Annotated in this window: 17 protein-coding genes and 1 pseudogene; 4 read left to right on the forward strand and 14 right to left on the reverse strand. The window is 71.8% G+C overall.

The annotated features are described in order from the left end of the window. The first annotated feature begins 174 nt into the window (after window positions 1-174). Window positions 175-627, forward strand: a complete 453-nt coding sequence (locus ACH4UM_RS24290; protein WP_398182981.1) for an adenylyltransferase/cytidyltransferase family protein — start codon at window positions 175-177, stop codon at window positions 625-627. Here the strand turns inward: ACH4UM_RS24290 and ACH4UM_RS24295 are convergent. From ACH4UM_RS24295 to ACH4UM_RS24310, 4 genes are all read right to left on the reverse strand, one after another. Then, window positions 590-1,309: a CDP-alcohol phosphatidyltransferase family protein gene (locus ACH4UM_RS24295; RefSeq protein ID WP_398182984.1), complete on the reverse strand. Its 720-nt coding sequence runs from the start codon at window positions 1,307-1,309 to the stop codon at window positions 590-592. The genes ACH4UM_RS24290 and ACH4UM_RS24295 overlap by 38 nt on opposite strands. 616 nt (window positions 1,310-1,925) lie before the next feature. Further along, window positions 1,926-3,371 carry an aldehyde dehydrogenase family protein gene (locus tag ACH4UM_RS24300; RefSeq protein ID WP_398182987.1) on the reverse strand — a complete coding sequence of 482 codons (1,446 nt, stop codon included), beginning with the start codon at window positions 3,369-3,371 and terminating at the stop codon, window positions 1,926-1,928. A 149-nt stretch (window positions 3,372-3,520) separates the two neighbouring features. Next, window positions 3,521-5,191 (reverse strand): PucR family transcriptional regulator, encoded by a 1,671-nt coding sequence (locus tag ACH4UM_RS24305; protein WP_398182990.1) that lies wholly within the window; start codon window positions 5,189-5,191, stop codon window positions 3,521-3,523. Window positions 5,192-5,393: 202 nt separating this feature from the next. Further along, window positions 5,394-7,847, reverse strand: coding sequence for an ATP/GTP-binding protein (locus ACH4UM_RS24310; protein ID WP_398182992.1), 2,454 nt, complete (start codon window positions 7,845-7,847; stop codon window positions 5,394-5,396). Window positions 7,848-8,118: 271 nt separating this feature from the next. Between ACH4UM_RS24310 and gabT the strand changes: the two genes are divergently transcribed. Together gabT and ACH4UM_RS24320 are read left to right on the forward strand one after the other, a co-directional pair. Continuing rightward, a complete protein-coding gene (gabT, locus tag ACH4UM_RS24315; protein ID WP_398182995.1) occupies window positions 8,119-9,453 on the forward strand; it encodes a 4-aminobutyrate--2-oxoglutarate transaminase in 1,335 nt (444 codons plus the stop codon). Between the two features lie 613 nt (window positions 9,454-10,066). Then, entirely contained in the window at window positions 10,067-10,705 is a 639-nt protein-coding gene (locus ACH4UM_RS24320; protein ID WP_398183570.1) for a phosphatase PAP2 family protein, read from the forward strand. Here the strand turns inward: ACH4UM_RS24320 and ACH4UM_RS24325 are convergent. From ACH4UM_RS24325 to ACH4UM_RS24360, 8 genes and pseudogenes are all read right to left on the reverse strand, one after another. After that, window positions 10,644-10,934: pseudogene (locus tag ACH4UM_RS24325) on the reverse strand (chitinase); the annotation flags it as partial. The gene ACH4UM_RS24320 and the pseudogene ACH4UM_RS24325 sit on opposite strands and share 62 nt — an antisense overlap. 24 nt (window positions 10,935-10,958) lie before the next feature. Then, window positions 10,959-11,417, reverse strand: a complete 459-nt coding sequence (locus tag ACH4UM_RS24330) for a hypothetical protein (protein ID WP_398182998.1) — start codon at window positions 11,415-11,417, stop codon at window positions 10,959-10,961. A 154-nt stretch (window positions 11,418-11,571) separates the two neighbouring features. Then, entirely contained in the window at window positions 11,572-12,999 is a 1,428-nt protein-coding gene (locus tag ACH4UM_RS24335; RefSeq protein WP_398183001.1) for an NAD(P)/FAD-dependent oxidoreductase, read from the reverse strand. A gap of 39 nt (window positions 13,000-13,038) precedes the next feature. Next, window positions 13,039-13,839, reverse strand: coding sequence for an ABC transporter permease (locus ACH4UM_RS24340; protein ID WP_398183004.1), 801 nt, complete (start codon window positions 13,837-13,839; stop codon window positions 13,039-13,041). Then, on the reverse strand, window positions 13,840-14,778 hold the full coding sequence (locus ACH4UM_RS24345) for an ABC transporter permease (RefSeq protein ID WP_398183007.1): 939 nt from the start codon (window positions 14,776-14,778) through the stop codon (window positions 13,840-13,842). Then, window positions 14,778-15,947 (reverse strand): ABC transporter ATP-binding protein, encoded by a 1,170-nt coding sequence (locus tag ACH4UM_RS24350; RefSeq protein WP_398183573.1) that lies wholly within the window; start codon window positions 15,945-15,947, stop codon window positions 14,778-14,780. Before ACH4UM_RS24350 ends, ACH4UM_RS24345 begins: the two co-directional genes overlap by 1 nt. An 8-nt stretch (window positions 15,948-15,955) precedes the next feature. Beyond that, a complete protein-coding gene (locus ACH4UM_RS24355) occupies window positions 15,956-17,203 on the reverse strand; it encodes a PotD/PotF family extracellular solute-binding protein (protein ID WP_398183010.1) in 1,248 nt (415 codons plus the stop codon). Window positions 17,204-17,255: 52 nt separating this feature from the next. Further along, window positions 17,256-18,791: a gamma-aminobutyraldehyde dehydrogenase gene (locus ACH4UM_RS24360; protein ID WP_398183012.1), complete on the reverse strand. Its 1,536-nt coding sequence runs from the start codon at window positions 18,789-18,791 to the stop codon at window positions 17,256-17,258. A 210-nt stretch (window positions 18,792-19,001) separates the two neighbouring features. Here ACH4UM_RS24360 and ACH4UM_RS24365 point away from each other — a divergent pair, with 210 nt between their 5' ends. Continuing rightward, on the forward strand, window positions 19,002-19,622 hold the full coding sequence (locus tag ACH4UM_RS24365; RefSeq protein WP_398183015.1) for an NADAR family protein: 621 nt from the start codon (window positions 19,002-19,004) through the stop codon (window positions 19,620-19,622). A gap of 49 nt (window positions 19,623-19,671) precedes the next feature. Here ACH4UM_RS24365 and ACH4UM_RS24370 read toward each other — a convergent pair whose 3' ends face one another. Both ACH4UM_RS24370 and ACH4UM_RS24375 read right to left on the reverse strand, forming a co-directional pair. Then, the gene (locus ACH4UM_RS24370; RefSeq protein ID WP_398183017.1) at window positions 19,672-20,133 is read right to left on the reverse strand and encodes a DUF4190 domain-containing protein; all 462 of its coding nucleotides are present in this window, start codon (window positions 20,131-20,133) and stop codon (window positions 19,672-19,674) included. 118 nt (window positions 20,134-20,251) lie between these two features. Further along, a complete protein-coding gene (locus ACH4UM_RS24375; RefSeq protein WP_398183020.1) occupies window positions 20,252-20,986 on the reverse strand; it encodes a DUF4190 domain-containing protein in 735 nt (244 codons plus the stop codon). Window positions 20,987-21,206 lie beyond the last annotated feature (220 nt).

Raw genomic sequence — 21,206 nt, forward strand, 5'->3', positions numbered from 1 at the left:
CCAGTCAGGGCGTCCAATCCGGTCAACACCGGTCCCCTTCCCCCCAGAAGCGATCCTGGCCCACCTTAACCGTTCACCGGATCTCCAGGTGGGCTTCACAGTAAGGTCGGTGGACCGTCAACTGCCGTGGACGGTTTGACATTCACTGTGACGTTCACTGTGGGGGGAGAACGCATGGTCCATCGTGTCGGTTATGCACCCGGTGTCTACGACCTGTTCCACATCGGCCACTTGAACATCCTGCGCCATGCCCGGAGCCAGTGCGACTACCTGGTGGCCGGCGTGGTCTCGGACGAGATGGCCGAACTCGCCAAGGGCCGCAGACCGGTGGTCCCGCTGCCGGAGCGGCTGGAGATCGTGCGCAGCGTCCGGCATGTGGACGCCGCGTTCGTGGAGACCGTCCCCGACAAGCTGGAGACCTGGCAGCAGGTCCGCTTCGACGTGATCTTCAAGGGTGACGACTGGCGGGGCACCGAGAAGGGCGAGCGGCTGGAGCGGGACTTCGCGACCGTCGGCGTCGAGGTCGTCTACTTCCCGTACACCGTGCACACCTCCAGCACCCTGCTGACCAGGGCCCTGGACGCACTGGTCACGCCGGGTTCCGGGGAAGCGCGGACAGCTCCCTGAACCACTTGGCGAGGAAGGCCACGAGGAACAGGGCGTGCACGGCGCCGAGTACGGCGTAGGCCAGCCGGAAGAGATCCGGCGCGCCCAGCGTGAGGAACACCAGGCAGAACACCCCGTAGTCCACCGGCAGCAGGGCGATCGCCCGCAGCCGGGAGGGCGGAGCCGCCGGGGTGCCGCCGGCGTTCCGGCCGCGCTTCAGCTGCTCCGTCAGCAGGCCCGCGCAGAAGGTGACCACGGCCGCCAGCTGGAAACCCAGCGGCAGCAACAGCCAGCCGTCACCGGGGAGTTCGAAGAAGCGGTAGAAGGAGATCAGCACCGCCGTGTGCAGCGCGACCATCTTCGCGCAGTCCACCACATGGTCCAGCCACTCCCCCGCCGGCCCGCCCTTCCCGGTGAGCCGGGCGAGCTGCCCGTCGGCCGAGTCGAAGGCGAAGCCGACAACCAGAGCGGCGTACACCGCGAGCGCGAGCGGCCAGGAGGGGCGCAGCAGGGCCACGGCGGCGATGCCGGCGAAGGTGAACGCGGCGCTGACCAGCGTGACCTGGTTCGGCGTGAACCCCACCCGGTAGGCACCCGCCGCGAGGTACCGGCCCGCCGGGCGGTTCACGTACCGCGAGTACAGGGACACGCCCTTCGCCGACTTCTGCGCCCCGCGCAGCTCCCCCAGCACCGTCGTCCCCACGAGCCCCCCTCGCGTCCCCGTTGCGGCACCGCCCCCGGCGCCCCGGTGAACGCCATGATGACACGCGGAGAAGGCGGGCGTGCGGGTGTTCGAGGCGTCCGGCACCGGGCCGGGCGGCCCGCCACGTGCCGGCCGCGGGGAGAACACGGTGCCGGCCCCCTTCGAGGACGGCGCCCGGCGGCCGCCGCCGCAGCCCCGGGGATGATTCCCCCGAGCCGGTCACGGGGCCACGAGCCATGGGGGCCGTTCAGCCATCGGGGCCGTCAGTCGCCATCGGGGCCGTCAGTCGCCCATCGGGGCCGTCAGTCGCCCATCGGGGCCGTTCAGCCATCGGGACCGAGTCGTGCGGACCCGGGTCCCGGGTACCCGTAGGGTGCCGGGCACCGGCGGGAGGAGGTGACGGTCCCCGTGAGCAGGCCCTCCCAGGACGGCGAGCACTGGTCCGCCGGGACCCACCTGCCACCGCTGCTGGGCGAGGAGGACCTCGACCAGCTCCAGGCCGGGCCGCGGAACGCGACGGCCGGAGCCCCCGCACAGCGGGCTCCGGCCGTCGAGCGGTCCGCACGAGCGCCTCGCAGACGGCGCACCTGCACGGCCCGTGCGCCGCGCAGGCGGCCTACAGAGCGAGGCCGGTCAGGACGAGGACGCGCTCGTAGGTGTAGTCGTCCATCGCGAACTTCACGCCCTCGCGACCCACACCGGACTGCTTGACGCCGCCGTAGGGCATCTGGTCGGCGCGGTAGGACGGGACGTCGCCGACGACCACGCCGCCGACCTCCAGGGCGCGGTGAGCGCGGAAGGCGGTCTGCAGGTCGTGGGTGAACACGCCCGCCTGGAGGCCGTACTTGGAGTCGTTGACCGCGGCGAACGCCTCGGCCTCGCCGTCGGCCCTCTGCACGGTCAGGACCGGCCCGAAGACCTCCTCGCAGGAGATCGTCACGTCGGCCGGCACATCCGTCAGGACGGTCGGCGCGTAGGAGGCGCCGTCGCGCTTGCCGCCGGTCAGCAGGGTGGCGCCGGCCTCGACGGCCTCCTGCACCCACGCCTCGACACGCTGCGCGGCGTCCTCGCTGACCAGCGGGCCCACATCGGTCCTCGCATCCGACGGGTCTCCGGTGACCTGCGCCTCGACGGCGGCGACGATGCGCGGCAGCAGACGGTCGTACACCGAGGCGTCGGCGATCACGCGCTGCACGGAGATGCAGGACTGGCCGCCCTGGTAGTTGGAGAAGGTGGCGATCCGGTTCGCCGCCCAGTCCAGGTCCGCGTCGCTCGCGTAGTCGGCCAGGACGACGGCCGCGCCGTTGCCGCCGAGCTCGAGGGTGCAGTGCTTGCGCGGCACCGAGTCCATGATCGCGTAGCCGACCTTCTCGGAACCGGTGAAGGAGATCACCGGCAGGCGCTCGTCCTGGACCAGGGCGGGCATCTTGTCGTTGGCGACCGGGAGGATCGACCAGGAACCGGCCGGGAGGTCGGTCTCGGCCAGCAGCTCGCCGAGGATCAGGCCGGACAGCGGGGTGGCCGGGGCCGGCTTGAGGATGATCGGGGCTCCGGCGGCGACGGCCGGGGCGACCTTGTGCGCGCACAGGTTCAGCGGGAAGTTGAACGGCGCGATGCCGAGGACGACGCCCTTGGGGAAGCGGCGGGTCAGTGCGAGGCGCCCCTGACCGCCGGCGTCGGTGTCCAGGCGCTGGGCCTCGCCACCGTTGAACCGGCGGGCCTCCTCCGCGGCGAACCGGAACACCGACACCGCACGCCCGACCTCGCCGCGTGCCCACTTGACCGGCTTGCCGTTCTCCGCGGAGATGAGCTGCGCGATCTCCTCGGTGCGCTCGGCCAGCCGCTTGCTGACGTGGTCGAGGGCGGCGGCGCGCACATGCGCCGGGGTGGCGGCGAACTCGTCCCGCACGGCGTACGCGGCGGCCACGGCCTCCTCGACCTGGGCGTCGGTCGGCACGCCGACCCTGCCGACCAGCCGGCCGTCCCACGGGGAGGTGACGTCGAAGGTGTCCTCGCCGGTGACCTGGCGGCCGGCGAGCCAGAAGGCGTGGGTGGCTGCCACATTTTCCTTTGGCATGTACGAGTCCCGGCCCTTCCGCGTTGGAGTTGGAGATGTCTGCTTGCGTCGTCAACGGTAGGGCGGGGGCCGCCCGGCGGCGCTTGTCCGAGGTGGAGCAGTGGGAGCCGGGGGTGCGACGGTTTGGCGTACGCCTATTCGGTGGAGGTCGCCTTGAGCGCCAGCCACAGCTCCATCCGCACGTCCGGATCGTCGAGCGAGCGCCCGAGGATCTCCTCGACCCGCCGCATCCGGTAGCGCAGCGTGTGCCGGTGCACTCCCAGGTCGGCGGCGGCCGCGTCCCACTGGCCGTGGCGCGACAGCCAGGCCCGCAGGGAGGCCACCAGGTCGCCGCGGCCGGTCGCGTCGTGCTCGTACAGCGCGCGCAGCAGCCCGTCCGCGAACGCCCTGACCGCGTCGTCCGCCAGCAGCGGCAGCACCGATCCCGACGCCAGCTGCTCGTGCTCGACGAGCACCCGCCCCCGCCGCCGCGCCACCGACAGCGCCTGCTCGGCCTGCTTGTACGCGGCGGCGGCCGCGATGGGCCCGGCCGGCGCCGAGAGGCCCACGACCAGCTCGTCCTCGTCCGGGGCGCCCGACTGCTCCCGTGCCGTGGCCGCCCGGGCCGCCTCAAGGGCGCTCGCGTACTCCCCGCAGGCCGCGACGGCCGCGCCGCCGTCCCCGGCCAGCACCACCAGCCGCTCCCCGTCGGGCACGACCAGCACCGCCTCCCCGGAGCGTGCGGCGGCGGCCTCCACGATCTCCGCGAGTCGGGCGAGCGGGTCGCCCCCGGTGTCGACCGCGGCCGGCACGACGGTGGCGGCGGGCCTGGCGGTCTGCACGCGCGCGTGGGCGTCGGCGTGCGCCCGCGCGGCGGACGCCGACGCCGACTCGGCGACGATCACCCGGAAGGGCGCGTCCAGCAGGCCGCCGTACAGGTCGCCGGCGACGGCCCGGGCGTGGTCGGGCTGGCCGGCCAGCAGCATGCGCAGCACGGCCGTGCCGACCCGCTGCTCGGCGGCGTGCAGCGAACTCGAGCGTTCGGTGGTGAGGGTCAGCAGGGCGATGGCGGAGTAGACGGCGTAGCGCTCGGCGGTGCCGAGGGCCGCGGCCGTGCCGACGGCGAGCGCGGCACGGGGGCGGCGTCCGGTGCCGATGGAGTGCAGTTCGACGCGGTCCTCGGTCTCGGGGCCGCCGACCACGGCGGACGCGGGCGCGGGGCGGTCCCGCAGCCGTTCGACGTCCGCGGTGAGCCGGGCGGCCCTGCGGCCCGCCCACTCCGGCGCGGTGGCGACGACGGCGCCCGAGGCGTCGTAGAGGGCCGCCCAGCCGTCGACCTGGGCCGCGAGCGCGACGAGCAGCCCCTCCGGGCCGGCGTTCAGCGCCTGCCTGGTCAGCTCCCGCTGGGCGGCGAAGCCCGCCGTGACGGCCCGGTACTGGTCGGCGGCGATGGCGGCCGACACGGCCTTGCTGATCGCGAGGAAGGGGGTGCGCCGGGGCACCTCCAGCAGCGGCAGTCCCTCCTCCTCGGCCGCGTCGACCAGCGCCCCGGGGATCTCGTCGTAGTTGACCCCGACGGCGAAGCCGAGCCCGACGACCCCGGCGCCGACCAGCCGCTTCACATAGCGGCGCATGGCCTGGGGGTCCTCCGCGTCCAGCTTGAGCGCGGTGATCAGCAGCAGCTCCCCGCCCTCCATGTAGGGCACGGGGTCCGCGAGCTCGCTGACGTGCGCCCAGCGGACGGGCACGTCCAGGCGGTCCCCTCCCGCGCGCACGGTCAGCTTGAGCGCGGAGTGGTGGACTAGCGAGGCGAGCGTCGGGGGCATGAGGCCTTCAGGTCTGCGGAGGTCCGATGATCATTGTGATCTTTTGGCCGCCACGTATGAACGGCCTGTGTTGATTCTGCCTCACTGTATGGTCACCGCGGGACCGCACGCCCAGTTGTCCGGTTCGGGACGGGTGCGGCCACTCGCAGACGTACTTCCGCTCGCAGACGTACTCCCGCTCGCAGACGTGCTCCCGACGGGTTCAGCCCCGCAGATCCACCAGCAGCGGCGGCGCGTGCTCGCCGCGCACGCTCGTCAGCGACAGCACCGCGTGCCCCGGTGGTACCTCGTGGGCCAGCTGGGAGGACGACCAGCGCTCCCGCTCGACCTGCTTGGTCGTCACGGCGTCGGTGGTCACGGCCCTTCCCGTGACCAGCTTGCGCAGGGCGTGGATGGCGCGGGTCATCGGCTGGTCGGCGAAGACGGTGTGCTTGGCCACCTCCTTGGTCTCCACCCACTCGGTGCCCCAGGCGTGCGCGAACCGGCTGCCGTCCCAGGTGGTGACCCCGGCCAGCGCCATACGGCAGCCGACGGCGCCCAGCAGCGGACCGTGCAGCGCCTCGGGCACGTCGGCGATCGAGCGGAGCGCGAGGACGACGCCCGCGTTCTGCGAGCGCAGCCGCTGGATGCGGCGCACCGACTCGGTGGTGATCGTCCCGGTGGCGTCGTCGAGGACCAGGCAGGCGAAGTGGGGGCGCCCGGTCTCCCGCACGACGGTGTGGAACTGGGCCAGGACCAGCCGGGTGATCAGCCGGGACGCCTCCTCGTGACCGCGTTCGGGCAGGTCGATGCGGACCCGCAGCGGATGGTGGGCCACGGCACGCAGCGAGAAGGGCCTGCTTCCGGGCCCCCCGGCACCGAAGAACTCGGCGAAGACCGGGCGGTCGATGAGGGCGAGCCGGTCGGCGAGGGCGGGTCCGGCGTCGGCCGCGCTCCCGGCCTGCCGCATACGGGCGTCGAGCTCGCGGCGCATCACGGCGTGCTCGTCGGCCGCCAGCCCCGCCCGCAGGGACGCCAGCGCGCCCGGATCGCCCTCCAGCAGCTCGCGCAGCACGGGCAGCGGCGGGAAGTGCCCGTGCACCGCCCGGTAGGGGCCGAGCAGCTGCGCGAGGGCGGTGGCGGCGCTCTGGCCGCCGACCGTGTCGAGGTCGCCGACCAGGGCCTCGGCGAGGAAGGCGGCGGCTTCATCGGGGTCGTCGGACTCCGCGTAGGGGTCGAGGTCGTGGACGGAGGCGGGGTCACCGATCCGGACCACCACGTCGTACGCCGCGTCCGGGCCGAGCGTCGAACCCGCGGCCGAGACGGCGACCACCGCGCACCGGCCGGTCAGCGCCTGCAGCGCGAGCGCCTCGGTGAGCGGCTCGGTGACGTGCCGGGTCTTGCCGGATCCGGGCGGTCCCACCAGGAGCAGGGAGGTGCCCAGCGTCTCCGGGCCGACGGCCGCGCCCGCGTCGTGGTAGGCGCGCGGAGCCCGTTCCCCGGGCACCCACCGTCCGATCCGCACCTGCCCCTCCAGCAGGTCGTGCCGCGCGTTGCGGCCGGGCAGGTCGCGGGCCCCGGAGGGGTGGGTCCAGGCGGTGGCGCCCTGCCGCCGCACGGTGTCGGTGAAGGCGGCCAGGCGGTCCTCCCGCCGGGCCTCGGTCCAGGCCCGCTCGACACGGGCGCAGTCCACGTCGTTCATCCGGCCACCGGCCACTTCGGCGGCCAGCAGGTCGGCCGCCTCGTACTGCCCCGCGTGCCGCAGCTCGGGCCACTGCGAGCGAGGCAGGTCCGCCGCCGGCGGGGCGGCCGGGTCCGCGCCCGCCCGGCGGCGCGCAGCAAGCTCCCTGACGTACGCCCACCAGCCGCCGACCCGGGCGAACGGCCACACGACCAGCAGGGTGATGAGCGCGTACAGGGTGTCGGTGAACAGCTGGGAGGTGAACAGGTCGTAGCCGCCCGAGAGGAGGACGACGAGGGAGAACACCGGGTCGACGACCGGCAGCGGGTCCCAGCCGACGCCGGGGAAGGCGCCCGGGAAGACCAGGCTGAGGGTGCCGAGGGCGCCCACGGCGGCGAGCAGGGCCCGGCCGGGCTGCGGACGGCGGCCCACGAAGTGCCGTACGACCTCCGGCCAGCTGCCCAGCCGGCCGACGGTGTAGACGAGGAGGGCGAAGAAGAGGCCGTCGTACACCACCCGGGCCTCGCGCCCCTCCATCCCCTTGGGGGAGACGGTGCCGCCCCACCACCAGTCGTCCGGGGTGAACAGCTTCAGCGGGGCCGACTGGTAAGGCAGCGCGCCCTGCCGCCACAGGGACCACACGAGCAGTGCCACGACCAGCGGGATCAGCAGGCCGACGATGGTGATGGAGGGCAGCCGCTGCGGCGACTGCGCGCCCTTGGGCGGGCGGTAGCCCAGGCGCCAGATGCCGGGCCCGGCGGCCGGGCGGGGCGCGTCGATCCAGTCGGCGACGGCCGGCCGCGGGGCCTGCTGCGGGGCCTGCCGTGGGGCGTGCTGCGGCGCAGGCAGCGGCCCCGAGGGCGGCTGCTCGTACCCGCCCGGCGCGCCCGGAGGACGCGCGGGCCGCGGCGGCATCGCGGGCGCGTCCCGCGGCGCCGCCGGGCGCGGCACAGGGTTCGCATGCGTACCCCGGGCGTCCTGCGTCCCGTCGTCCATCGCCCTTGCCCCCTGACCAGCCGCTCCGTCCACCATCAGCGAGTCAATCTAACGCCCGGGCAAGGGGAGTTCACCGATTGCGCACGAAGGCGCGCACCAGCGCGTCGGACCTTTGCCCCTCCCTTGCTATGTCCACCGCGGACAACCGCGACTCCCGACAACGCCCACATGGAGCATGCCCACCCCCCGTCCGCCGTCCTAACCTGCGAGAAAAGCAGGAAAAGCGTCCGAAAAACGCCCCCGTACGCAAGATCTCATCAGGGAGCCCCCCATGACCGCACTTGAGCAGGAGCGCCGCGTCGTCACCGCCATCCCCGGCCCGAAGTCGCAGGAGCTTCAGGCCCGCCGTCTCGCCGCGGTCGCGCAGGGCGTGGGCTCCACGCTGCCGGTCTTCGTCACCCGCGCCGGCGGCGGCATCATCGAGGACGTCGACGGCAACCGTCTCATCGACTTCGGCTCCGGCATCGCGGTGACCTCGGTGGGCGCCTCCGCCGAGGCCGTCGTACGCCGCGCCTCCGCGCAGCTCGCCGACTTCACCCACACCTGTTTCATGGTCACGCCGTACGAGGGCTACGTGGCCGTCGCCGAGGCGCTGGCCGAGCTCACACCGGGTGACCACGCAAAGAAGTCCGCGCTGTTCAACAGCGGCGCCGAGGCGGTGGAGAACGCCGTCAAGATCGCCCGCGCGTACACCAGGCGCCAGGCGGTCGTGGTCTTCGACCACGGCTACCACGGCCGTACCAACCTCACGATGGCGCTGACGGCCAAGAACATGCCGTACAAGCACGGCTTCGGGCCGTTCGCCCCCGAGGTCTACCGCGTCCCGGTCGCCTACGGCTACCGCTGGCCGACCGGCCCGCAGAACGCGGGCCCCGAGGCCGCGAAGATGGCCATCGACCAGGTCACCAAGCAGGTCGGCGCTGACAACGTGGCCGCGATCATCATCGAGCCGGTACTCGGCGAGGGCGGCTTCATCGAGCCCGCCAAGGGCTTCCTGCCCGCGATCCGCCAGTTCGCCGCCGACAACGGCATCGTCTTCGTCGCCGACGAGATCCAGTCCGGTTTCTGCCGCACCGGTCAGTGGTTCGCGTGCGAGGACGAAGGCATCGTCCCGGACCTGATCACGACGGCCAAGGGCATCGCGGGCGGCCTGCCCCTCGCCGCGGTCACCGGCCGCGCCGAGATCATGGACGCCGCGCACGCGGGCGGCCTCGGCGGCACCTACGGCGGCAACCCGGTGGCCTGCGCCGGCGCGCTGGGCGCGATCGAGACGATGAAGGAGCTCGACCTCAACGCCAAGGCGAAGAACATCGAGGCGATCATGAAGGCGCGCCTGGGCGCCATGGCCGAGAAGTTCGACATCATCGGCGAGGTCCGGGGCCGCGGCGCCATGATCGCCATCGAGCTGGTCAAGGACCGCGACACCAAGGAGCCGAACCCCGAGGCGACCGCCGCGCTCGCCAAGGCCTGCCACGCCGAGGGCCTGCTGGTCCTGACCTGTGGCACCTACGGCAACGTGCTGCGGTTCCTGCCCCCGCTGGTGATCGGCGAGGACCTCCTGAACGAGGGCCTGGACATCATCGAGCAGGCGTTCGCGCGCATCTGAGCGGCGGATACGCACATCCGGCGGCCCCTGCGGTAGACCGTGTGAAGAAGGTGTGCGGGGTGGATGTCAGGAGGCCGTTCCTGCTGTCCTCCGCCCCTTGGCTGCCGTAGCTTCTAGTGCAGATGAGAGATACACCCGCCCACAGGGGACTGTGGGCGGCATCAGGCCGTAGCCTCCCCAGCTTCGACCTGGTTCGTGCCTCGCGCACACAACCGGAGCCCCAGGGTTCCGGGTCTCCTCACGATCGGACGGTCGCCCGCCCCAGACCCCCCGGGGCGCGCGACGTTCCGGTCAGGACGGTCGACGTCAAATGGGACGACCGCCCCCCGAAGGGCCGGCGCACACCCCCCCTTGCGCCGGCCCTTCGGCGTGCCTGCGCCCTCGTCGGCGGCGGTGGGCCGACGGCGTACCTGGCGGCGGCCGACCGGATCCGCACCGAACCGCGCGGGCGCCGGCGGCGGGGTGGACAAGTGCGGGGTCGCGATCGGCCGGACCTGCGAAGCTGGGTGCCGTGTCGATCTCCCGAAACCAGGAACCCGAGTGTGCGCCGGGCGCGGCAGGCAGCAGGGCCGCAGCCGTTCCCGGACGGTGGGCCCGTCTCGGCGCCCTTCTCATCGGGCTGCCGGGCGTCCTCTTCGCGCTGATCACCTGGCAGGTCGTGGCCGACGGGCCCCTGCTGCGCGCGGACCGGGGCGTCAGCCACGACCTGCTCCACCCGGACCGGGCCTCCGAACTGCTCGCCGGGCTCGGCAGTGCCCAGGTCGCGGTCCCGGTCCTCGTGGTCGTGCTCGGGTACGTGGCCTGGCGGGGGCGTGCCACCGGTGTGGACCGGTGGTGGCTGCCGCCCCTGGCGGCGGCCGCGCCGATGGCGGTGCTGCCGGCGTTCGTCGTACCGCTCAAGGAGTGGACCGCGCGGCACGGGACCGCCGTCATGCCGCCCGGTGTCGGGTACTACCCCTCGGGGCACACGGCCACCGCCGCGATCGCCTACGGTTCCGGGACGCTGGTCCTCCTTCCGTGGCTGCGTACGGCCCTCGCCCGCCGGGTGGCCGTCGCCGCCTGCCTCGTGCTTGTGCTCGGTGTGTCGTTCGGCCTCGTGCGGCGCGGATACCACTGGCCACTGGACGTCGTGGCCAGCTGGTGCCTGTGCGCCGTGCTGCTTTCGCTGCTCTTCCTGCTACTGAGGGTCCTCAGCCGAAGTACGCGCCGAAGCTCTTCCGGAACTCCCGGCCCCCGAACCGGTCCCAGTTGATCGACCAGGTCATCAGGCCGCGCAGGGCCGGCCAGGTGCCGTGGGTGGTGCACGAGCCGCAACCGGTCCTCCTGGTCAGGCAGTCGAGGGCCTTGGTGACCTCCGTGGGCGCCACATGGCCGTTCCCCGCGTTGGTGGAGGCCGGCATGCCGATCGCCACCAACTCGGGGCGGAGGGGCGGGAAGACGTTCGACGTGTCCCCGCCGACCGGGAAGCCGGTCAGGAGCATGGGCGCCGCACGGCCGCTCCGGCTTCAGCGGTCCTCCCGCGCCGCCGGCCCCGCCGCCGCCTCGTGCATCGCCAGTTCCAGCAGCGCCGGGTCGGTGAGGGTGCCCGAGCCGTCCGGCGGGACCAGCCAGCGCACTTCGCCGCTGGTGCGGCCGGGGTACGGCACGACGATCCAGGTGCCGAGGCCGGCGCCGCGGATGCCGGTGCCGAGCCAGCGGGCGGCCGTGCCCGGCGGTACCAGGAAACCCACGCGCTCGTCACCGAAGTCGGCGAGCACCGGACCGGGTCGGTCGAGGACGCGGGTCAGGACGTCGAGCGTGGGGTAGCCGAGCCGCCCCGGCAGGATCAGTACGTCCCAGGCCCTGCCGGCGGGCAGCAGGGCGACCCCTCGGGGGTTGCGTTCCCACTCCCGGCGACAGGCCCCGGGATCCGGTGCGACGGATGCCAGCCACTCGACCGCGGTCCTGGCCCCAGTGCCAGTCATGACAAGCCCTCCCTCTCTGTCGTGGACGCGGGTCGCGTCACGGGGGAGAGGGAGGCATCCCGTCAGGCATTACGCGGATTACGGGCGCTCGTTGGAGTGAACCGGCTCACCGTGCGCCCGGAACCGCCCACAGTCCGCCGCATCCCCTGCCGGGTCAGCTGTCGAAGCCCAGGCCCAGCCGGTCCATCGCCTTCAGCCACAGGTTGCGCCGGCCGTCGTGCGCGTCCGCCCGCGCCAGCGACCACTTGGTGAGGGCGATACCGGTCCAGGCGAACGGCTCGGGCGGGAAGGGCAGCGGCTTCTTGCGGACCATCTCCAGCTCGGTCCGCTCGGTGCGCTCCCCCGCCAGCAGGTCGAGCATCACCTCAGCCCCGAATCGGGTCGCGCCGACGCCCAGGCCCGTGTAACCGGCCGCGTACGCCACCCTCCCCCGGTGGGCGGTGCCGAAGAACGCCGAGAAGCGCGAGCAGGTGTCGATCGCCCCGCCCCAGGCGTGTGTGAAGCGGACGCCCTCCAATTGCGGGAAGCAGGTGAAGAAGTGCCCGGCGAGCTTGGCGTACGTCTCGGGGCGGTCGTCGTACTCGGCGCGCACCCGGCCGCCGTAGGGGTAGACGGCGTCGTAGCCGCCCCACAGGATGCGGTTGTCGGCGGACAGCCGGAAGTAGTGGAACTGGTTGGCCGAGTCCCCGAGGCCCTGGCGGTTCTTCCAGCCGATGGAGGCCATCTGCCCGTCCGTGAGCGGCTCGGTCATCAGGGCGTAGTCGTAGACCGGGACGGTGTACGGGCGGACCCGCCGGACCAGGTTCGGGAAGACGTTGGTGCCGAGCGCGACCCGGCGGGCGCGGATCCGGCCGTAGGGGGTGCGCACCGCCATGCCGGCGGCGTGGGGCTTGAGGGTGAGGGCGGGGGTGTGCTCGTGGATGCGGACGCCGAGCCGCAGACATGCCTGCTTCAGGCCCCAGGCGAGCTTGGCCGGGTGGACCATGGCGACGCCCCTGCGGTCGAGGAGACCGGCCTCGAAGGTGGGTGAGGCGACCTGTTCCCGTACGGCGTCCCGGTCGAGGAACTCGGTGCCCGCGGCCAGGCCCCGGCGCTCCAGTTCCGCGTACCAGTCCTCCAGCTCCCTGGCCTGATACGGCTCGGTGGCCACGTCGATCTCGCCGGTGCGCTCGAACTCGCAGTCGATCGCGTGGCGGGCGACCGCCTCCTCGATGGCGTCGAGGTTGCGGGCGCCCAGTTCCTCCAGCTTGTGGATCTCGCCTGGCCAGCGGGTGAGGCCGTTGGCCAGGCCGTGGGTGAGGGAGGCGGCGCAGAAGCCGCCGTTGCGGCCGGAGGCGGCCCAGCCCACCTCGCGGCCCTCCACCAGCACCACGTCCCTCTCCGGATCGCGCTCCTTGGCGATCAGCGCGGTCCACAGCCCGCTGTAGCCGCCGCCCACGACCAGCAGGTCGCAGCTCTCGGTGCCGGTGAGCGCGGGCTCGGGGCGGGGCCGGCCGGGGTCGTCCAGCCAGTACGGGACCGGCTGGACCTCGGAAAGGGACTTCGTCCAGTCGTTGCTGCGGCTCATGGCGCTCGGGGCCATGATTTCAACTCCCCACAGGGTTGTTCCGGGTTGTTCCGGTCATGCCTTCTGCTTGGTACGGCGGTTGGTGATGACCATCGAAGTCAGGACGAACAGCACGGCGACGAGGAACATCGTCGTGCCGATGACATTGATCTGAACGGGCGTTCCACGCTGCGCCGAACCCCACACGAACATGGGGAAGGTGACGGTCGAGCCCGCGTTGAAGTTGGTGATGATGAAGTCGTCGAAGGAGAGCGCGAAGGACAGCAGCGCGCCCGCGGCGATTCCGGGTGCCGCGATGGGCAGGGTGACCCGGAGGAAGGTCTGCACGGGACTGGCGTACAGGTCCCGTGCCGCCTCCTCGAGCCTCGGGTCCATCGACATCACCCGGGCCTTGACCGCGACGACCACGAAGCTGAGGCAGAACATGATGTGCGCGATCAGGATCGTCCAGAAGCCCAGCTGGGCGCCCATGTTGAGGAACAGCGTGAGCAGCGAGGCCGCCATGACGACCTCGGGCATGGCCATCGGCAGGAAGATCAGCGAGTTCACGGCGGCCCGCGCGCGGAAGCGGTAGCGGACCAGCGCGAAGGCGATCATGGTGCCGAGGAGTGTGGCGCCGACCGTCGCCCACACGGCGATCTGGAGGCTGATGGACAGCGAGCCGCACATGTCGGCGACGCCGCACGGGTCCTTCCAGGCGTCCGTGGAGAAATGCTGCCATTCGTAGTTGAAGCGCCCCTTCGGTTTGTTGAAGGAGAACACCGTGACGACGACGTTCGGCAGCAGCAGATAGGCGAGTGTCAGCAGTCCCGCGATGACGACGAGATGGCGCTTGAGCCAGTTGACGAAGGGCATTTAGACCAGATCCTCCGTCCCGGACCTGCGGATGTAGACCGTGACCATGAGGAGAATCGCGGCCATGAGGATGAAGGACAGCGCCGCCGCCGTCGGATAGTCCAGAATCCGCAGGAACTGCGTCTGGATGACATTGCCGATCATGCGGGTGTCCGTGGAGCCGAGGAGTTCGGCGTTGACGTAGTCGCCGGCCGCCGGGATGAAGGTCAGCAGTGTGCCGGAGACCACGCCCGGCATCGACAGCGGGAAGGTCACCTTGCGGAAGGTGGTCCAGGGTTTGGCGTACAGGTCGCCCGCCGCCTCGTGCAGCCGGCCGTCGATGCGCTCCAGCGACGTGTACAGCGGCAGGATCATGAACGGCAGGAAGTTGTACGTCAGACCGCACACCACCGCGAGCGGCGTGGCGAGCACCCGGTCTCCGGCGGTCCAGCCGAGCCAGTTGGTGACGTCCAGGACGTGCAGCGCGTTCAGGGCGCCGACGACCGGGCCACCGTCGGCGAGGATCGTCTTCCAGGCCAGGGTGCGGATCAGGAAGCTGGTGAAGAACGGCGCGATCACCAGGATCATGATCAGGTTCCGCCAGCGGCCCGCACGGAAGGCGATCAGGTAGGCGAGCGGATAGCCGAGCAGCAGGCACAGGATGGTCGCGGAGGCCGCGTAGAGCACCGAGCGCAGGAACTGCGGCCAGTACTCCGACAGCGCGTTCCAGTAGGTCGCGAAGTGCCAGGTGACCTTGTAGCCGTGCTCCAGCGAACCCGTCTGCACGGACGTGGACGCCTGGTAGATCATCGGCAGGGCGAAGAAGATCACCAGCCAGAGGATGCCGGGCAGCAGCAGCCAGTACGGCGTGAGGCGGCCGCGTCTGCGCGGGACCTTCTGCTTGGCGGCGGTGGGGGCGGTGGGCGCCGGTGGTGGCGGCGCCTCGGTGACTGCGGCCATCAGGCGGCCACCCCCTCTTCGCTCTCCACGCCGGCGGAGCCAACTGTCCCGGCAAGCAGGGACTGGGCGGCGTCGAGACCGAAGGTGTGGGCCGGGTCCCAGTGCAGGACCACCTCGGTGCCGGGCACCAGGCGGGCGTCGCGGTCGATGTTCTGGGCGTAGACCTCGAACTCGGGGCAGACCGGGCTGTCGATCACGTACTGCGTGGAGACACCGATGAAGCTGGAGTCGGCGATCCTGCCGGTGATGCGGTTGCGGCCCTCGGGGATCTCACCGGCGTCGTCGGCGTGGGTGAGGGAGATCTTCTCCGGGCGGACGCCGACCAGCACCTTGCCACCGGTCGTCGTCGGGGCGGAGCATCGCGCCTCGGGCAGGGAGAGCTTGCCGCCCCCCGCCCTGAGGATGATCTCGTCGCCGCCCTTGGAGTCGACCTCGGCCTCGATCAGGTTCGAGGTGCCGAGGAAGTTGGCGACGAACGTGGTCTGCGGGTTCTCGTAGAGGTCGGCGGGCGAGCCGAGCTGCTCGACGCGGCCGGCGTTCATCACGGCGACCGTGTCGGCCATGGTCATGGCCTCCTCCTGGTCGTGCGTGACGTGGATGAAGGTGATGCCGACTTCGGTCTGGATGCGCTTGAGCTCCAGCTGCATCTGGCGGCGCAGCTTCAGGTCCAGGGCGCCGAGCGGCTCGTCGAGGAGCAGCACCTTGGGGTGGTTGATCAGCGCGCGGGCCACGGCGACACGCTGCTGCTGGCCGCCGGAGAGCTGGTGCGGCTTCTTGCGGGCCTGCTCGCCCAGCTGGACCAGCTCCAGCATCTCCTCGACCTGCTTCTTGACCGACTTGATGCCGCGCCGGCGCAGGCCGAAGGCGACGTTCTCGAAGATGTCGAGGTGCGGGAAGAGGGCGTAGGACTGGAAGACCGTGTTGACCGGGCGTTTGTACGGCGGCAGGGCGGTGACGTCCTGGTCGCCGAGGTGCACGGTGCCGGAGGAAGGTTCCTCCAGGCCCGCGATCATGCGCAGGGTGGTCGTCTTGCCGCAGCCGGAGGCGCCGAGCAGGGCGAAGAAGGAGCCCTGCGGCACGGTCAGGTCCAGCGGGTGCACGGCGGTGAAGGCGCCGTAGGTCTTGCTGATTCCGGAGAGGCGGACGTCGCCGCTGTTGTCTGTGGTCATCATCCTCGTCACGCCCCTGTGAGCTTCGCGAACTTTTCTTCGTAGGCCGCGTCTTCCTTCTCGCTGAGCGAGCGGAAGGCGTGGGACTTCGCGGCCATGGCCTTGTCGGGAAGGATCAGCGGATTGTTCGCCGCCGACTTGTCGATCTTCGCGAGGTAGGGCTTCACGCCGTCGACCGGAGACACGTAGTTGACGTAGGCGGCGAGCGCTGCGGCCTGGTCGGGCTCGTAGTAGAAGTCGATGAGCCGCTCGGCGTTCGTCTTGTGGCGCGCCTTGTTGGGGATCAGCATGTTGTCGGTCGACGTCATGTAGCCGCTGTCCGGGATGATGTAGTCGACGTCCGGGCTGTCCGCCTGCAACTGGACGATGTCCCCGCCCCAGGCCACACAGGCCGCCAGGTCGCCCTTGGTGAGGTCGGAGGTGTAGTCGTTGCCGGTGAAGCGGCGTATCTGCCCCTTGTCGACGGCCTTCTGCAGCCGGGCGATCACCGCGTCGTAGTCGTCGGCGGTGAACTTCGCCGGGTCCTTGCCCATGTCGAGCATCGTCATGCCGACGCTGTCCCGCATCTCCGACAGGAAGCCGACCCGCCCCTTGAGCCTGGGGTTGTCGAGCAGGTCGGAGATCGACTTCACCTCGACGCCGTCGAGCGCCTTCTTGTTGAACGCGATGACCGTGGAGATGCCCTGCCAGGGATAGGAGTAGGCACGCCCCGGGTCCCAGTCAGGGCTGCGGAACTGGTCGGAGAGGTTGGCGAAGGCGTGCGGCAGGTTCGACGGGTCCAGTTTCTGGGCCCAGCCCAGGCGGATCACCCGCGCGGCCAGCCAGTCGGTGAGGACGATCAGGTCCCGGCCGGTGTCCTGTCCGGCGGCGAGCTGCGGCTTGATCTTCCCGAAGAACTCGTTGTTGTCGTTGATGTCCTCGGTGTACTTGACCTGGATGCCGGTCCGCCTGGTGAACGTCTCCAGCGTCGGGCGGTGCTTGCCGCTGTCGTCGACGTCGATGTACTCGGGCCAGTTGGAGAAGTTGACCGTCTTCTCCTTGGCAGAGTGGTCCTCGGCGGAGACGCCGCCCTGTGTCTTGCCGGCCGCGGGAATTCCGCAGGCGCTCAGCGCCCCGAGTCCGCCGACGGCGAGCGCGCCGCCCGCGGAGGCGCGCAGCAGCGAACGGCGGGTGAGGGCGGCCCGCCCGTTGCGGAAGCTGCGCCGCACGGCGGCCACCTGGGCCGGAGTGAGGCGGTCGGGCTCGTAACTTGCCATGCGCGTGGTGCCCTTTCGGAAGGATGCGGCCCGGTCGAGGGCCTGGTATGGGCTATCGGTCCCCGAAGATCGTGCGGTGCCAGTCCTTGCGGGCCACCGCCGTGTTGTCGAACATGACGTGCTTGATCTGCGTGTACTCATCGAACGAGTACGAGGACATGTCCTTGCCGAAGCCGGACTGCTTGTAACCGCCGTGCGGCATCTCGCTGATGATCGGAATGTGGTCGTTGATCCACACGCATCCCGCCCTGATCTCACGGGTCGCGCGGTTCGCCCGGTAGACGTCCCGGCTCCACGCCGAGGCGGCCAGACCGTACGGGGTGTCGTTGGCCAGCCGGATCCCTTCATCATCACCGTCGAACGGCAGCACGACCAAGACCGGGCCGAAGATCTCCGACTGGACGATCTCGCTGTCCTGCGCGGCGTCGGCGATCAGGGTGGGCCGGTAGTACGCGCCGTTCTTCAGCTCCCCCTGCGGGGCCTCGCCGCCGGTGACCACGCGCGCGTAGGCACGGGCCCGGTCGACGAAACCGGCCACCCGGTCACGCTGGGCGTGCGAGATCAGGGGACCGAGGTCGGTGCCGGGGGCGAAGGGGTCGCCGAGCCGGACGGTGTGCATGAGGGCGGCCGTCCGCGCGACGAACTCCTCGTAGAGCGGGCGCTGCACATACGCGCGCGTGGCGGCCGTGCAGTCCTGCCCGGTGTTGATGAGCGCGCCCGCGACCGCGCCGTTGACCGCTGCCTCCAGGTCGGCGTCGTCGAAGACCACGAAGGGTGCCTTGCCGCCGAGTTCCAGGTGCAGGCGCTTGACGGTCGCGGTGGCGATCTCGGCGACACGCCTGCCGACGGCCGTGGAGCCGGTGAAGGAGGTCATGGCCACGTCGGGGTGACCGACCAGGCGCTCGCCCGCCTCGCGTCCGGAGCCCGTGACGATGTTGATCACGCCGTCCGGGATGCCCGCGTCGGTGGCGGCCCGGGCGAACATCAGCGAGGTCAGCGGGGTCAGCTCGGCGGGCTTCAGCACGATGGTGTTGCCCGCCGCGATCGCGGGGAGGATCTTCCAGGCGGCCATCTGGAGGGGGTAGTTCCAGGGGGCGATGGAGCCGACGACGCCGATCGGCTCGCGGCGCAGGTACGAGGTGTGGTCGCCGGAGTACTCGCCCGCGGACTGGCCCTGCAGATGCCGGGCGGCGCCCGCGAAGAAGGCGGTGTTGTCGATGGTGCCCGGCACGTCGAACTCGCGGGTCAGCTTCAGCGGCTTGCCGCACTGCAGGGACTCGGCGCGGGCGAGGTCGTCCGCCCGGCCGGCGAGCACGTCGGCGAAGCGGTGCAGCGCGTCCGAACGCTCGCCGGGCGTGGCGCCCGACCAGCCCGGGAACGCCTCGCGCGCGGCGGCGACCGCGGCGTCGACGTCCTCGGGACCGGCCAGCTCGTATGTGTAGACCTCCCCGCCCGTGCTCGGGTCGACGACCGCGTGCGTGCGGCCGGAGGTGCCCTTGGCCGGCCGGCCCGCGATGTACTGCGCGCCGTCGGCGAAAAGGTCCTGTGCCGGAAATCGGTCCGGGGTCGCGGTGCCCGGGTTCTGCATGTCGCTCTCCTCCGCCGTCGCCCCGCTTCCACGGGGGCGGGTGGCGTAGCTCCAGCTCGATTTGAGTGCCGATCCTGACAGAGCTATGGGCCGCCAACAAGTGATTCCGTTGTTGCCTTTTGGTTACGCGACGGAATCTGTCGACCAGGTGTCGAGTCGACGCGGAGCAGGCGGGACGGACTGTCAGTGGTGCGTGCCACACTCGCGTGCATGGGGAAGATCGATTCTTGGGAAGCCCTGATCGGGGAGGTCCGCGCGGGGGCGAGGATCAAGTACCTGCACTTCTGGGGGCACCGGCCGCGGCCGGACGGCCGGGTGGGCGCGAGTTGCCTGAGTCAGTGGTGGCCCGCGCCGTTCACCGTGGACGGGGTGACGTACGCGTCCGCGGAGCACTGGATGATGGCCGGCAAGGCGCGGCTGTTCCAGGACTCGGAGGCGGAGCGGCGGGTGCCGGCCGCGGGGCATCCGGCCGAGGCGAAGAAGGCGGGGCGGCTCGTGCGCGGCTTCGACGACGCCATATGGGCGCGGGAGCGGTTCCGGATCGTGGTCGAGGGCAGCGTCCACAAGTTCGCCGCCCACCCCGAGCTGCGCGCGTTCCTGGTGGACACGGGCGCGCGAAGCGAGATGGGGGTCCCCCCGGCCGAAGGCTGGGGGAGGGTGCTGGTGGAGGCGAGTCCGGTGGACCGCGTGTGGGGCATCGGACTGGCCGCGGACGACGAGGCGGCGGCCGATCCGGAGCGCTGGCGGGGGCCGAACCTGCTGGGCTTCGCGCTGATGGAGGCGCGGGAGCGGCTGCACGCGAAGGCGCCCGGAAGCGGCGCGGCCACATGAGAGGGGGACCGGCTCGCGAGCCGGTCCCCCTCGGTGACTTGGGCGTCGGTCAGAAAGTGCTCGCGCTGCTCATGAAGCTCGCGAAGATCAGCAGGCCCAGCAGCGGCAGCACCACGGTGGCGACGATGCCGCAGACGAGGCCGGCGGTCGCGGCGCCCTTGTTGGTGGCCTCGCCCCGGTTGGCCTTCCCACGGCCGATGGCGCCGAAGATGATCCCGAGGATGCCCAGGATGACCCCGAAGAACCACAGGAAGAAGGTCAGGCTGCAGACCACGCCGATGATGCCCAGCACCAGCCCCGTGGTGCCCATGCCGTTGCTCGGCTGCATCGGCATGCCGTAGCCGGGGGTCTGCGGGTAGGCGACGGGAGGCGCGGCCGGGTAGCCCGGACCCGACTGCGGATAGCCGTAGCCCGGGCCGGGCTGCTGCGGATACCCATATCCCGGCGCCGGCTGCTGGGGCGGCTGGGACGGCGGCCCGAAGCCACCGGGTGCGGGATTGGTGTCGGACATGATCGGTCTCCCCTCCGTTGACAGTCAGGCATCGTAGTGGCCCCGGTCGTCCCGGAGGACACCGAGAACGCAGGCCGTTGCCGGGCGGGCGTGCCCGGCCGGCAACGAGCCGGAGGGCTCAGCGGTCGGCGAGGACGGTCGCGGACGGGACGGCGGCGCCGTAGTAGGGGTCGCTCCTGTGCTCTTCGTTGACGGCGGCCGTGATGCCGATGATCATCAGGACGATCACGGCGATGCCGAGGAAGATGCCGATGATGCCCATGACCAGGCCGGCCTGGGCCTGCCCGTGGTTGTTGGCCTCGCCCTGCTCCACCCTGCGGCGGCCCTTGACGCCGAAGACCACGGCGAGAATGCCGAGCACCAGCGAGACCACGCCGTACAGGCAGAACAGGCAGCAGGCCAGGATGCCGAGCACCATCGCGGCGGTGCCCATCCCGTTCTGCGGGGCCATCGGCATGCCGGGCCAGCCGTAGGCCTGGTACCCGGGGGGTCCGGGATGGCCGGGGTAGCCGTATCCACCGGGGACGGCCGGGCCGGTGGGAGCGAGGGGCGGCGGGGGCACGGCGGGCTCGGCGCCGGGGCCGCCGTAACCGGCGGGCGGCGTGAAGCCCGCGGCCGGCATCGAGGTCATGGTGACCTGGTCGTGCACGGTCGGCGAGGAGACCGGGGGCTGCTGGAACGCGGCCTGCTGGTCCTGTGCGACCGGGGGCTGCTGCCCGGGCGCCGGGTACGGTGCGGCCGGGGGCTGCTGCGGCGCGGGCGGGTTCTTCTGCAGAGAGGGTCTGCTCTCGGGCGGCGCCCACGGGTTGTCGCCGGCTCCGGCGCCCCCGCCCGTCTGCGTTCCGTCCGTCATGTCCGCGCTCCCCCTCGGTCGACCGTTCCGCCATGCTACGGCCTCGTCACCGCAGCCCCGACGGCCGGTCCGGGCCCACCGCCCCCCACCGCGCGAACGCACCCCCGGCCACCCACCGGCCACGCACCCGCCGGGCCAACGCGCCCCGGCCACCCACCGGCTGCCCACCGGCCCCCACGCCCCCGCTTACGCAGGCGAGGCTGCGCCTACGATGGCTCTG

The sequence above is a fragment of the Streptomyces sp. NPDC020801 genome (assembly GCF_044334385.1).
Lineage (GTDB): Bacteria > Actinomycetota > Actinomycetes > Streptomycetales > Streptomycetaceae > Streptomyces.

Excerpts from the sequence above, each read along its gene's own strand:
- ACH4UM_RS24290 (WP_398182981.1), top strand. The coding sequence starts at position 175 with ATGGTCCATCGTGTCGGTTATGCACCCGGTGTCTACGACCTGTTCCAC.
- ACH4UM_RS24305 (WP_398182990.1), bottom strand. The coding sequence starts at position 5,191 with ATGCCCCCGACGCTCGCCTCGCTAGTCCACCACTCCGCGCTCAAGCTG.
- ACH4UM_RS24310 (WP_398182992.1), bottom strand. The coding sequence starts at position 7,847 with ATGGACGACGGGACGCAGGACGCCCGGGGTACGCATGCGAACCCTGTG.
- gabT (WP_398182995.1), top strand. The coding sequence starts at position 8,119 with ATGACCGCACTTGAGCAGGAGCGCCGCGTCGTCACCGCCATCCCCGGC.
- ACH4UM_RS24330 (WP_398182998.1), bottom strand. The coding sequence starts at position 11,417 with ATGACTGGCACTGGGGCCAGGACCGCGGTCGAGTGGCTGGCATCCGTC.
- ACH4UM_RS24335 (WP_398183001.1), bottom strand. The coding sequence starts at position 12,999 with ATGGCCCCGAGCGCCATGAGCCGCAGCAACGACTGGACGAAGTCCCTT.
- ACH4UM_RS24340 (WP_398183004.1), bottom strand. The coding sequence starts at position 13,839 with ATGCCCTTCGTCAACTGGCTCAAGCGCCATCTCGTCGTCATCGCGGGA.
- ACH4UM_RS24345 (WP_398183007.1), bottom strand. The coding sequence starts at position 14,778 with ATGGCCGCAGTCACCGAGGCGCCGCCACCACCGGCGCCCACCGCCCCC.
- ACH4UM_RS24350 (WP_398183573.1), bottom strand. The coding sequence starts at position 15,947 with ATGACCACAGACAACAGCGGCGACGTCCGCCTCTCCGGAATCAGCAAG.
- ACH4UM_RS24355 (WP_398183010.1), bottom strand. The coding sequence starts at position 17,203 with ATGGCAAGTTACGAGCCCGACCGCCTCACTCCGGCCCAGGTGGCCGCC.
- ACH4UM_RS24360 (WP_398183012.1), bottom strand. The coding sequence starts at position 18,791 with ATGCAGAACCCGGGCACCGCGACCCCGGACCGATTTCCGGCACAGGAC.
- ACH4UM_RS24365 (WP_398183015.1), top strand. The coding sequence starts at position 19,002 with ATGGGGAAGATCGATTCTTGGGAAGCCCTGATCGGGGAGGTCCGCGCG.
- ACH4UM_RS24370 (WP_398183017.1), bottom strand. The coding sequence starts at position 20,133 with ATGTCCGACACCAATCCCGCACCCGGTGGCTTCGGGCCGCCGTCCCAG.
- ACH4UM_RS24375 (WP_398183020.1), bottom strand. The coding sequence starts at position 20,986 with ATGACGGACGGAACGCAGACGGGCGGGGGCGCCGGAGCCGGCGACAAC.